This window comes from Pseudomonas sp. X10 (genome assembly GCF_054889225.1).
Map to the genome: position 1 here is coordinate 490,085 of NZ_CM142677.1, position 12,567 is coordinate 502,651.

Annotated in this window: 11 protein-coding genes; 9 read left to right on the top strand and 2 right to left on the bottom strand. The window is 63.1% G+C overall.

Translation table 11 applies throughout. The annotated features are described in order from the left end of the window. Positions 1–44 precede the first annotated feature (44 nt). Positions 45–782 carry a double zinc ribbon domain-containing protein gene (locus tag ACYU03_RS02270; protein WP_461887927.1) on the bottom strand — a complete coding sequence of 246 codons (738 nt, stop codon included), beginning with the start codon at positions 780–782 and terminating at the stop codon, positions 45–47. Positions 783–871: 89 nt separating this feature from the next. Between ACYU03_RS02270 and bioB the strand changes: the two genes are divergently transcribed. The 8 genes from bioB (at position 872) to ACYU03_RS02310 (ending at position 9,908) form a co-directional block, all read left to right on the top strand. Continuing rightward, a complete protein-coding gene (gene bioB / locus ACYU03_RS02275; protein WP_461887928.1) occupies positions 872–1,930 on the top strand; it encodes a biotin synthase BioB in 1,059 nt (352 codons plus the stop codon). A gap of 2 nt (positions 1,931–1,932) precedes the next feature. Then, positions 1,933–3,105 carry an 8-amino-7-oxononanoate synthase gene (bioF, locus tag ACYU03_RS02280; RefSeq protein WP_461887929.1) on the top strand — a complete coding sequence of 391 codons (1,173 nt, stop codon included), beginning with the start codon at positions 1,933–1,935 and terminating at the stop codon, positions 3,103–3,105. Beyond that, positions 3,098–3,829 carry an alpha/beta fold hydrolase gene (locus tag ACYU03_RS02285; RefSeq protein ID WP_461887930.1) on the top strand — a complete coding sequence of 244 codons (732 nt, stop codon included), beginning with the start codon at positions 3,098–3,100 and terminating at the stop codon, positions 3,827–3,829. The genes bioF and ACYU03_RS02285 overlap by 8 nt, the downstream gene beginning before the upstream one ends. Then, positions 3,822–4,646, top strand: a complete 825-nt coding sequence (gene bioC / locus ACYU03_RS02290) for a malonyl-ACP O-methyltransferase BioC (protein WP_461887931.1) — start codon at positions 3,822–3,824, stop codon at positions 4,644–4,646. Before ACYU03_RS02285 ends, bioC begins: the two co-directional genes overlap by 8 nt. 1 nt (position 4,647) lies before the next feature. Further along, positions 4,648–5,328: a dethiobiotin synthase gene (gene bioD, locus ACYU03_RS02295; RefSeq protein WP_461887932.1), complete on the top strand. Its 681-nt coding sequence runs from the start codon at positions 4,648–4,650 to the stop codon at positions 5,326–5,328. Positions 5,329–5,459: 131 nt separating this feature from the next. Further along, positions 5,460–5,756, top strand: a complete 297-nt coding sequence (locus ACYU03_RS02300; RefSeq protein WP_461887933.1) for a pyrroloquinoline quinone biosynthesis protein PqqE — start codon at positions 5,460–5,462, stop codon at positions 5,754–5,756. A gap of 282 nt (positions 5,757–6,038) precedes the next feature. Beyond that, positions 6,039–7,844, top strand: a complete 1,806-nt coding sequence (locus ACYU03_RS02305) for a phenylacyl-CoA dehydrogenase (RefSeq protein ID WP_461887934.1) — start codon at positions 6,039–6,041, stop codon at positions 7,842–7,844. Between the two features lie 285 nt (positions 7,845–8,129). Continuing rightward, positions 8,130–9,908 carry an acyl-CoA dehydrogenase C-terminal domain-containing protein gene (locus ACYU03_RS02310; protein ID WP_461887935.1) on the top strand — a complete coding sequence of 593 codons (1,779 nt, stop codon included), beginning with the start codon at positions 8,130–8,132 and terminating at the stop codon, positions 9,906–9,908. 229 nt (positions 9,909–10,137) lie between these two features. On the opposite strand, the gene ACYU03_RS02315 is transcribed toward ACYU03_RS02310, so the two are convergent. Then, positions 10,138–11,061 carry a LysR family transcriptional regulator gene (locus ACYU03_RS02315; protein ID WP_461887936.1) on the bottom strand — a complete coding sequence of 308 codons (924 nt, stop codon included), beginning with the start codon at positions 11,059–11,061 and terminating at the stop codon, positions 10,138–10,140. A gap of 224 nt (positions 11,062–11,285) precedes the next feature. On the opposite strand from ACYU03_RS02315, the gene ACYU03_RS02320 reads away from it, so the two are divergent. Further along, positions 11,286–12,563, top strand: a complete 1,278-nt coding sequence (locus ACYU03_RS02320) for an aspartate aminotransferase family protein (RefSeq protein WP_461887937.1) — start codon at positions 11,286–11,288, stop codon at positions 12,561–12,563. Positions 12,564–12,567 lie beyond the last annotated feature (4 nt).

The following is a 12,567-nucleotide window of genomic DNA, read 5'->3' on the forward strand; positions in this document are numbered from 1 at the left end:
TCGAGCGAGGACAGGACTGACGTTGCCTCTCGTGCAAGGGCAAGTCAAGCCTTGTCGGGCTTGGGCGTGCGTGCCAGGCAATAGACATCGACTCGCCGCGCGCCTGCCTTGCGTAGCAGGCCGGCCAAGGCCTGGGCGGTGGCGCCGGTGGTCAACACGTCGTCGACCAGCGCCAGGTGCAAGCCTTTCACCGCCTCCCCGTCACCAAGGCTGAAGGCGTGGCGCAGGTTGCGCTGCCGGGCCTTGGCCCCGAGCGCTTGTTGTGCCGGTGTTTCCCGCGTTCGCTGAAGCAACCCCTGGTCACAGGGAATGGCCAGCTGGGACCCCAACCATCGGGCGAGCATGGCCGCCTGGTTGAATCCCCGCTGACGCAACCGGCGCCGTGCCAGGGGAACAGGCAACAGCCGGTCAGGGCGGGGCAAGCCCTCGGCAAAGCGATGTCGCAGGCTGTTGCCCAGCAGACGGGCCATCAATCGCCCCAACGGCCAGTGGCTGTGGTGCTTGAAGCGGGTGATCAGGGTATCGATCGGAAAACCGTAGTGCCAAAGCGCCTCGACCCTGCCGAAGGCTGGCCGGCGTCGGCTGCACTGGGCGCAGGTCAGGTCGCGCATGGGCAGGGGGAGGGCGCATACCCGGCATTGCTCGTCGAGCCAGGGCAGTTCGCTTTCGCATGCCACGCAGAGAGGATAAGGCTGTTGCGCCTCCTCATCGCAGAGCAAGCAGATATGATCAATATTTATACACTTGTAAACCAGTGCTTTGAGTGGTGGTTGACAGTACATGGTGCATCCCCGACTATGCGAGCTATCCGTGATGCGCTTGCGGGCATTCCTGTCCCGGCGCCAGCCAGAGCCTAAACAAGGAAACGCCGATGAGCGCCAGCACAACTGCAACAACACGTCACGACTGGACCCTCGCCGAGGTCAAGGCCCTGTTCCAGCAGCCGTTCAATGACTTGCTGTTCCAGGCGCAGACCGTGCATCGCGCGCATTTCGACCCCAACCGGGTGCAAGTTTCCACCTTGCTGTCGATCAAGACCGGCGCCTGCCCGGAAGATTGCAAATATTGTCCGCAGTCCGGCCACTACAACACGGGCCTGGAAAAACAGAAGCTGATGGAAGTGCAGAAGGTGCTGGAAGAGGCCGCCCGGGCCAAAGCCATCGGCTCGACCCGCTTCTGCATGGGCGCAGCCTGGAAGCACCCATCGGCCAAGGACATGCCCTACGTCCTGGAAATGGTCAAAGGGGTCAAGGCCATGGGCCTGGAGACCTGCATGACCCTGGGCCGCCTCGACCGCGAGCAGACCCAGGCCTTGGCCGAGGCCGGGTTGGACTACTACAACCACAACCTCGACACCTCGCCGGAGTTCTACGGCAGCATCATCACCACCCGCACCTATGGCGAGCGCCTGCAGACCCTGGCCTACGTGCGTGACGCGGGTATGAAGATCTGCTCGGGTGGCATCCTCGGCATGGGCGAGTCGCTGGACGACCGCGCAGGCCTCTTGATCCAGTTGGCCAACCTGCCGGAGCATCCTGAGTCGGTGCCGATCAACATGTTGGTCAAGGTCGCCGGTACGCCGCTGGAGAACGCCGAGGAAGTCGACCCCTTCGATTTCATCCGCATGCTGGCCGTGGCCCGCATCCTCATGCCCAAGTCCCATGTGCGGCTGTCGGCCGGGCGTGAGGCGATGAACGAGCAGATGCAGGCTCTGGCCTTCATGGCGGGCGCTAACTCGATCTTCTATGGCGAGAAGCTGCTGACCACTGCCAACCCGCAAGCGGACAAGGACATGCAACTGTTTGCTCGTTTGGGCATCCAGCCGGAAGCCCGCGAAGAGCATGCCGATGAAGTGCATCAGGCCGCCATCGAGCAGGCGCTGGTCGAGCAACGCAGCAGCGAACTGTTCTACAACGCCGCGTCGGCCTGACCATGGCCTTCGACTTGGCGGCACGCCTGGCCGAACGGCGTGCCGCGGACCTGTACCGGCAACGGCCGCTGCTGCAGAGCCCGCAGGGGCCTGAAGTGGTGGTCGATGGCCAGCCGTTGCTGGCTTTTTGCAGCAACGATTACTTGGGCCTGGCCAATCATCCCGATGTGATCGCCGCCTGGCGCGCCGGTGCCGAGCGCTGGGGCGTGGGTGGCGGTGCTTCGCACCTGGTGATAGGCCACAGCCGCCCGCACCATGAGCTGGAGGAAGCCCTGGCCGAGCTGACCGGGCGCCCGCGGGCGTTGTTGTTTTCCACCGGCTACATGGCCAACCTCGGTGCCCTTACGGCGTTGGTGGGCCAGGGCGACACGGTGCTGCAAGACCGCCTCAACCATGCCTCGCTGCTCGATGCTGGCCTGCTCAGCGGTGCGCGTTTCAACCGCTATCTGCACAACGATGTTGCCAGTCTGAGCAGCCGCCTGGACAAGGCCGTGGGCAACACCCTGGTGGTCACCGATGGTGTGTTCAGCATGGACGGTGATCTCGCCGACCTGCCAGCCCTGGCCGCTGCGGCGCGGGCACGGGACGCCTGGCTGATGGTGGATGACGCCCACGGCCTGGGCACCCTGGGGCGCCACGGTGGCGGTGTCGCCGAGCACTTTGGCTTGGGGTTCGAGGAGATACCGGTCTTGGTCGGTACCCTGGGCAAGGCCTGTGGCACCGCTGGGGCCTTTGTGGCTGGCAGCGAAGAACTGATCGAAGCCCTGGTGCAGTTCGCTCGCCCCTACATCTACACCACCAGCCAGCCCCCGGCTTTGGCGTGCGCCACCTTGAAGAGCCTGGAGCTGCTGCGTGGCGAGCATTGGCGGCGCGAGCGTCTTGCCGCACTGATCCAGCAGTTCCGCCGGGGGGCCGAGCAGATCGGCCTGCAACTGATGGACAGCCAGACGCCGATCCAGCCGATCGTCATTGGCGACAGTGCGCGGGCACTGCGGCTTTCGCAATTGCTGCGCGAGCGCGGCCTGTTGGTGACCGCTATCCGCCCGCCGACCGTCCCTGCTGGCAGCGCGCGCTTGCGTGTGACTCTGAGTGCGGCGCACAGCGAGGCGCAGGTGCAGCTATTGTTGAATGCATTGGCCGAGTGTTATCCACTGCTGGAGCCCGCTGATGCGTAATCGACTGATCCTGTTGCCCGGCTGGGGCCTGGGTACTGCGGCACTGGAGCCCCTGGCGGCCAGCCTGCGTGCCCAGGACGCTCGCCTGCAGGTCGAGCTGACGCCCTTGCCGGAGTTGCCCGAGGCGAATGTCCAGGCCTGGCTCGACTACCTTGATCGCAAGCTGCCGACCGACACGTGGCTGGGCGGCTGGTCTTTCGGCGGCATGCTTGCCAGCTTGCTGGCCGAGCGCCGTGGCGATCATTGCTGTGGCCTGATGACGCTGGCCAGCAACCCCAGCTTCGTCAGCCGACCGGACTGGCCTCACGGGATGGCGCCGGATACCTTCGCCACCTTCCTTGACGGCTGCCGCAACCATCCGCAAGTCACTCTCAAGCGCTTCCGCACCCTGTGCAGCGAAGGCGCGCAGATGCCGCGCAGCTTGATGCGCCAATTGGGCATTGGCGTACCGGACACTGACCCGCTGTACCTGGCCAACGGTCTTCAAGTATTGGCGCAACTGGACACCCGCGCCGCCTTGCAGAATTACGGCGGGCCTCAACTGCACCTGTTCGCCGGCAGCGACGGCCTGGTCCCGGCCGAGGCGGCACAAGCCCTGAGCGACCTGTTGCCGGACGTGGAGGTCGGCCTGGTCGAAGACAGCGCCCATGCCTTCCTGCTGGAGTATCCCCAGGAACTGGCGGCAGGCATCAAGAGTTTCCTGCATGAGAGTGGTGATGACTGATCTTTCCCGACCACCCCTGCCCGGCGCCTTGCCAGACAAGCGCCAGGTGGCGGCCTCGTTCTCCCGCGCAGCGGCCAGCTATGACAGCGTGGCGGCCTTGCAGCGTGCGGTCGGCATGGCCCTGCTCGAACAACTGCCGGCTGACCTGCAGCCACGGCGCTGGCTGGACCTGGGCAGCGGCACCGGCCATTTCAGCCGGGTGCTGGCCGAGCGCTTCCCGCCGGCCCAGGGCGTGGCGGTCGACATCGCCGAAGGCATGTTGCTCCATGCCCGCAGCGCCGGTGGCGCGCATTACTACGTGGCCGGTGATGCCGAGCGCCTGCCATTGCGTGATGCCAGCGTCGGCCTGGTGTTCTCCAGCCTGGCATTGCAGTGGTGCAGCCACTTCGCCAGTGTGCTGGCGGAGGCTCGCCGTGTGCTGCAGCCGGGCGGTGTGCTGGCCTTCAGCAGCCTGTGCGTCGGCACCCTCGATGAGCTGCGCGCGAGTTGGCAGGTGGTTGATGGCTTGGTGCATGTCAACCGTTTCCGCCGTTTCGAGGACTACCAGCGCCTGTGCGCCGACAGCGGCCTGCAGGTGCTAGGCCTGCAACACCGTCCCCAAGTGCTGTACTACCCTGATGTGCGCAGCCTGACCCACGAACTCAAGGCGCTCGGCGCCCATAACCTCAATCCTGGACGCCCCAGTGGCCTGACTGGACGTGCGCGCATGCAAGGTCTGCTGCACGCCTACGAGCGCTTCCGCCAGGCCCAGGGGCTGCCGGCCACCTACCAGGTGGTCTACGGTGTATTACGCAAGCCATCGGCAGAAGGGGAGTGAGATGAACCCGGCCTATTTCATCGCAGGAACCGACACCGATGTCGGCAAGACCACTGTCGCCGCAGGCTTGCTGCATGCCGCGCGGCTGAATGGCCTGAGCACCCTGGGTGCCAAACCGGTGGCTTCGGGTTGCACGGTCACGACCAAGGGGCTGCGTAACCCCGATGCCTTGTCGCTGATCGATGAAAGCTCACTGAAGCTGCCCTACGAGCAGGTCAACCCTTTCGCTTTCGAGCCCGCCATTGCCCCACACCTGGCGGCACGCGAGGCGGGCGTGGCCTTGACTGTGCAGGCCTTGCTGGCCGCCATGCGCCAGGTGTTGGCCCAAGGGGCCGACTTCACCTTGATCGAGGGCGCGGGCGGCTGGCGGGTGCCACTGTCTGACCAGGCCAACCTGTCGGACCTCGCTATTGCCCTGAAGCTACCGGTGATCCTTGTGGTCGGTGTGCGCCTGGGTTGTATCAACCATGCTTTGCTCAGCGCCGAAGCCATCGCCCGTGACGGCCTTCAACTGGCAGGCTGGGTGGCCAATGTCATTGAGCCGCGCACCTCGCGTCTTGAAGAGAACCTCTCCACCCTGGCCGAGCGCCTGCCAGCGCCTTGCCTGGGGCGTGTGCCCAGGCTCAAACCGGCAACGGCAGACGCTGTCGCTGCGCACCTGCAACTGGACCTGCTGGACTAGTTAGCCACACGGCGGGGTGCTAGTTCTGGTCTATCGGGTAGCACAAAGCCATTAGTGTTTTTTACGGGTCTTTTGCGGGCATCGCTGCTTTAATAGGCGCTATTCGCACTTCAGCGGCATGGAGCTTCGACATGGAAATCTCCGGTAGTTCAGCCTTCTACGCAGGCCTCGGTGCGCTCCAGGCCGGGCAGAGCCGCGTCGACCAGGCCGCCAGCCAGATCGCCAATACCACTGTCGAGCGTGCCGTCACCAGCCAGTCCAGCGACTACCAGGCTGAACGCTTGCGCTCGGTCGATCGCAGCCAGCAAATGGACCTGGCCACTAACACCGTGGAGCTGGCCTTGGGCAAGCATCAGGTCGAACTGGGCGTTAAAGTGGCCAAGGCATCGGACGAGATGCTTGGCACACTGATCGATACCTACGCCTGAGCAGCATTCGTCCGACACCTATCCTTTTTTCAATACGCATCGCGGGACAAGCCCGCTCCCACGATTCCGATTCCAGGCGGCGTGGGGGGCCGGCTTGTCCCGTGGTGTTTTGCGTTGCGGCAAAAAAGCCCTGTTTGGTGGCGGAAATGGCACGTAGTCCACAGCTTGACAAGCTTCCCCCTTAAACGTAAGTTTCAAACAACTGTTTGACCGAAAGCCACCAAGAGCTGGTCGGTGTAATGCGGTCTCCCTAACCCGGACTCATCACAGAGGTTCATCGCTATGCCTGATTACAAAGCCCCCTTGCGTGATATTCGCTTCGTTCGCGACGAACTGCTCGGCTATGAAGCGCACTATCAGAGCCTGCCGGGTTGCCAGGACGCCACGCCGGACATGGTCGACGCGATCCTCGAAGAGGGCGCGAAGTTCTGTGAACAAGTACTGGCCCCGCTGAACCGTGTCGGCGACCTTGAAGGCTGCACCTGGAGCGAATCCGGCGTGAAGACCCCGACCGGCTTCAAGGATGCCTACAAGCAATTCGTCGAAGGCGGCTGGCCGAGCCTGGCCCATGACGTCGACCATGGTGGCCAAGGCCTGCCAGAGTCCCTGGGACTGGCCATCAGCGAGATGGTCGGCGAGTCGAACTGGTCCTGGGGCATGTACCCCGGGCTGTCCCACGGTGCGATGAATACCCTGTCTGCCCACGGCACCGCCGAGCAGCAGCACACCTACCTGAGCAAGCTGGTGACCGGCGAGTGGACTGGCACCATGTGCCTGACCGAGCCTCACTGCGGTACTGACCTGGGCATGCTGCGCACCAAGGCCGAGCCTCAGGCCGACGGTTCCTACAAGGTCAGCGGCACCAAGATCTTCATCTCCGCTGGCGAGCACGACATGGCCGACAACATCGTCCATATCGTCCTGGCCCGCCTGCCTGACGCGCCAGCCGGCACCAAGGGCATTTCCCTGTTCATCGTGCCGAAGTTCCTGCCTAACGCCGAAGGCGGCGTGGGCGAGCGCAATGGTGTGAGTTGTGGGTCCCTCGAACACAAGATGGGCATCCACGGTAACGCCACCTGCGTGATGAACTTTGATGGTGCCACCGGCTACCTGATCGGCCCGGCGAACAAGGGGCTGAACTGCATGTTCACCTTCATGAACACCGCTCGCCTGGGTACTGCGCTGCAAGGCCTGGCCCATGCCGAAGTGGCCTTCCAGGGTGGCCTGAAGTACGCCCGCGAGCGCCTGCAGATGCGTTCTTTGACCGGCCCGAAAGCACCGGACAAGGCGGCTGACCCGATCATCGTCCACCCGGACGTGCGTCGCATGCTGCTGACCATGAAGGCGTTCGCTGAAGGCAACCGCGCCATGGTCTACTTCACCGCCAAGCAAGTGGACATCGTCAAGTACAGCCAGGACGAGGAAGAGCGCAAGAAAGCCGATGCCCTGCTGGCGTTCATGACTCCGATCGCCAAGGCATTCATGACCGAAGTCGGCTTCGAAGCTGCCAACCATGGCGTGCAGATTTACGGTGGTCACGGCTTCATCGCCGAGTGGGGTATGGAGCAGAACGTGCGCGACAGCCGTATTTCCATGCTGTACGAAGGCACCACCGGCATCCAGGCGCTGGACTTGCTCGGCCGCAAGGTACTGATGACCCAGGGCGAGGCGCTCAAGGGCTTCACCAAGATCGTGCACAAGTTCTGCCAGGCCCAGGAAGGCAACGAAGCCGTCAAGGAATTCGTCGAGCCGCTGGCCCAGCTGAACAAGGAGTGGGGCGAACTGACCATGAAGGTCGGCATGGCCGCCATGAAGGACCGTGAGGAAGTCGGTGCCGCTTCGGTGGACTACCTGATGTACTCCGGTTATGCCTGCCTGGCTTACTTCTGGGCCGATATCGCCCGTGTCGCCGCCGAGAAACTGGCTGCCGGCACCAGCGAAGAGGCCTTCTACACCGCCAAGCTGCAGACTGCGCGCTTCTACTTCCAGCGCATCCTGCCGCGTACCCGCACCCACGTGGCTACCATGTTGTCCGGTGCTGGTAACCTGATGGCCATGGACGAAGAGCACTTCGGTCTCTCCTACTAAGGCTGCTAACCCTCCGGGAAAAACGCCTGCCCTTACCGGCAGGCGTTTTTTTATGGGCTGTGGAAAGTTGGCTTTGGGCCGTTTTATGGCTTGCGGGTGCATGCCTTGGGTTCTTTGAGACTCTTGAGATCCAAGGCATGGGAAAAGCCGTGCACATAGCGTGACCAAAATTGACTATTCGGTCTCTAGATGACCCTATGTCTCGCAAAAGTTGTTCGGGTACACTGCTTCCATAACAGTGCGCGGTCCTCAGGACCGCCCCCGCCCTACTAGCGAGAGGTTGCCATGGCTGACTATAAAGCGCCCCTGCGCGATATGCGCTTCGTTCTCAATGAAGTCTTCGAGGTTACCAAGCTCTGGGCGCAGATGCCCGGGCTGGCCGAAGTGGTCGATGAAGAGACGGCCATGGCCGTACTGGAAGAGGCGGGCAAGGTCACCGGCAAAAGTATTGCGCCGCTGAGCCGCTCGGGTGACGAGGAAGGTTGCCATTGGGACAACGGCTCGGTGCGCACCCCTGCTGGTTTTATCGAAGCCTACAAGACTTACGCCGAAGGTGGCTGGGTAGGTGTAGGTGGTGATCCGGCCTACGGGGGCATGGGCATGCCCAAGGCGATTTCCGCTCAGGTCGAGGAGATGGTCAACGCCTCCAGCCTGGCTTTTGGCCTGTATCCGATGCTGACTGCCGGTGCCTGCCTGTCGATCAATGCCCATGCCAGCGAAGCGCTGAAGGAAAAGTACCTGCCGAACATGTACGCCGGCATCTGGGCTGGCTCCATGTGCCTGACAGAGCCCCACGCCGGTACCGACCTGGGCATCATCCGCACCAGGGCCGAGCCTCAAGCTGACGGCACCTACAAAGTCAGCGGCACCAAGATCTTCATCACCGGCGGCGAGCACGACCTGACCGAGAACATCATTCACCTGGTACTGGCCAAGTTGCCGGATGCTCCGGCTGGGCCCAAGGGTATTTCCCTGTTCCTGGTGCCCAAGTTCCTGGTCAACGACGATGGCAGTCTGGGCGAGCGCAACCCGGCCAATTGCGGTTCGATCGAGCACAAGATGGGCATCCAGGCTTCGGCTACGTGCGTGATGAACTTCGATGGTGCGGTCGGCTACCTGGTCGGTGAGCCGAACAAGGGCCTGGCTGCCATGTTCACCATGATGAACTACGAGCGCCTGGGGGTTGGCATCCAGGGTCTGGCCTCGGCGGAACGCTCCTACCAGAACGCCATCGAATACGCCCGCGACCGTCTGCAGAGCCGTGCTCCGACCGGCCCTCAGGCCAAGGACAAGGTCGCTGACCCGATCATCGTCCATCCGGATGTGCGCCGCATGCTGCTGACGATGAAGGCCCTCAACGAGGGCGGCCGGGCCTTCTCCACCTATGTGGCTATGCAGCTGGATACCGCCAAGTTCAGTGAGGACCCCGCTGCCCGCAAGCGTGGCGAGGATCTGGTGGCTTTACTGACGCCTGTGGCGAAAGCCTTCCTGACTGACCTGGGGCTGGAGTCGGCGGTGCATGGGCAGCAGGTCTTCGGTGGCCACGGTTACATCCGCGAGTGGGGTCAGGAGCAGTTGGTGCGTGATGTGCGCATCACCCAGATCTACGAAGGCACCAACGGTATCCAGGCGCTGGACCTGATGGGCCGCAAGGTGGTCGGCAGCGGAGGCGCCTTCTACCGCCTGTTCGCCGAAGAGATCCGCCATTTCATCGGCACTGCCGGCAGCGAGCTGGAAGAGTTCGTCAACCCCCTGGGTACCGCGCTGGACCAGCTCGACGATGTGACTGCCTGGGTGCTTGAGCGTGCCAAGAGCAATCCGAACGAGATCGGCGCGGCGTCGGTGGAGTACCTGCATGCCTTTGGCTATACCGCTTATGCCTACATGTGGGCGCTAATGGCCCGTGCCGCCTTGGCAGGGGAGGGGGATGAGGATTTCTATGCCGCCAAGCTGGGCACGGCACGCTTCTATTTCGCTCGGTTGCTGCCGCGCATTCATTCGTTGGTAGCGTCGGTCAAGGCAGGGAGTGAGTCGCTTTACCTGCTGGACGAAGGGCAATTCTGACGGTTTTTGGAGTTTGTAAGCATTCTCTTACGCGTTGCGGTGACTTTTCGCCTCTATCGCAAGATTGGATCCATGGGTAATCTTTCTCACATGGACGTCGCGCAGGAAGCGCAAAAGGACAGAAAACGGACACGTAGGATTTCCTGCCAGGATGGCGGGGCGATAGGGATGTCAGGGAAACAGTCTGGAAAACCCCGCTTTTGCGGGGTTTTCTTTGTGTGCTGGTTTTTCAGCCGAGTACGTCCAGCGGCGAGACACCGAGCTGACGGCTATCGGTTTCCTCTTCGAGCAAAGAGCGCAGCAGCTCCACCGAGGCCTGCTGGCGCTGTGCGTCGCGAAACACCAGGCCGACCTTCAGCGGTACCCGTGGCTCGCTCAGTGGCTTCCACAACAGCTCGTGATCATCTTCGGCGGCATCCTTGGCCCGCCCGGGCAGAATGGTTGCCAGCGCCGTATGCGCCAGGCTGTCCAGAATCCCACCCATGTTATTCATCTCCGCCTGCACCTGTGGCCGGCGCCCTAGGCTGGCCAGCTGTGCCTGCCAGATCTGCCGGATCTGGAATTCCTCACCGAGCATCAGCAAGGGCAGCTCAGCCGCCTGCTTGATCGAGACCTTCTTGAATTCCTTCAAAGGGTGAGTGTTGGGGATGACTAGCTGCAGCTCGTCTTCATACAGCAGCAGCCCATGCAGCCCTGGCTGGCGCGGTGGCAGGTAGCTGATGCCGATGTCCAGGCTGCCGTTGAGCAGGCGCCGTTCGATCTCCAGGCCAGACAGTTCGTAGATCTGCACGACTAGGTGGGGTTGGGCCTTGCGCACCCGCTCCAGCAATTGTGGTACCAGGCTCGGGCGCACCGTCTGCAGCACGCCGATAGCGAGGGTGCGCAGCGACTGGCCCTTGAAGTTGCGCAGGGCCTCGCGCGCCCGCTGCAGGCCGTCGAGCAGGGGCAGGGCATGGTTGTACAGGGTATGGGCGGCGAGAGTGGGCAGCAGGCGCTTGTTGCTGCGTTCGAACAGGCTCACATCGAGGCTGTGCTCGAGTTGGCGGATCTGCTGCGAAAGCGCGGGTTGGGACAATGACAGGCGTTCGGCAGCCCGGCCGACATGGCCTTCCTCGTATACCGCGACGAAATAACGCAGTTGGCGAAAATCCATAAGAAATACTTATTGAAAAAGCTCGAAAAACCGAATGGCCGCTGGCCGGCAAGAAGCCTAGTCTATCCCGTATTCCCGAGGTTTACAGGGCCTGATGCAGTGACGCCTACCTCGGATGAGAGAAGCTTTTAGATAGGCAAGGCAAAAAATCAGCTTCAGCTGATGGGCACGTCCTCCTGGCATCGACCGGGCCTTGGCACTTACCGTGATTCGTTGGAGCACGCATGAACCTGTTCAACCTGCGCCGCTCGGCTGCCGTTGTTGCCGAACGCAAGCTCGTGCCGGCAATCGAGCCCGCTGCACCACAGCTGTCGCGTGACTGCCTGATGCCGAGCACTGAGCGCGCATCCCAGGTCTTCGTGCGTGGCCAGGGCTCATGGCTGTGGGATAGCGAAGGTCATGCCTACCTGGATTTCACCCAGGGGTGCGCGGTCAACAGCCTCGGTCACAGCCCCAGCGTGCTGGTCAAGGCGCTGGGCAACCAGGTCCAGGCGCTGATCAACCCCGGCGCGGGCTTTCATAGCGGTGGTTTGCTGGAGTTGGTCAACCGCCTGTGCCGGAGCACCGGCAGCGACCAGGCCTACCTGCTCAACAGTGGTGCCGAAGCCTGCGAGGGCGCGATCAAACTGGCGCGGAAATGGGGTCAACTGCACCGCAGTGGCGCCTACCACATCATCACGGCCAGCCAGAGCTGCCATGGCCGCACCCTGGGAGCGCTGTCAGCCTCCGACCCATCGCAGTGCAACCGTTGCGAGCCCGGGTTGCCGGGCTTCAGCAAGGTGCCATTCAATGACCTTGAAGCTTTGCATGCGGCAGTGGACTCCCGCACCGTGGCGATCATGCTGGAGCCCATCCAAGGTGAGGCCGGAGTAATTCCCGCCACTGAGACCTACCTCAAGGGGGTCGAACGCCTGTGCCGTGAACTTGGGATCCTGTTGATCCTCGACGAAGTGCAGACTGGCGTCGGCCGTTGCGGCGCCCTGCTGGCCGAACAGACCTACGGCGTGCGCGCCGACATCATCACCTTGGGCAAGGGCCTGGGGGGCGGGGTGCCCCTGGCAGCGTTGCTGGCGCGTGGCACCGCCTGTTGTGCCGAACCGGGCGAACTGGAGGGCAGCCATCACGGCAACGCATTGATGAGCGCTGCGGGCCTGGCGGTGCTGGAGACTGTGCTGCAGCCAGGCTTCTTCGAACAGGTACAAGACAGCGGACGCCACCTGCGCGACGGCTTGATCCGCCTGGCCGGCCGCTACGGCCAGGGCGAAGTACGTGGCCAGGGCCTGTTATGGGCGCTGCAATTGCGCGAAGACATGGCCCACGAACTGGTACAGGCCGCCCTGCACGAAGGCCTGCTGCTCAATGCTCCGCAGGCAGATGTGGTGCGCTTCTCCCCGGCGCTGACGGTGAGCAAGGGCAATATCGACGAGATGCTCCTGCGCCTGGCCCGGGCTTTTGCTCGCCTTCATGCCCAGCAACACAACCGCCGCGAGGTCTCGGCCTGATCGA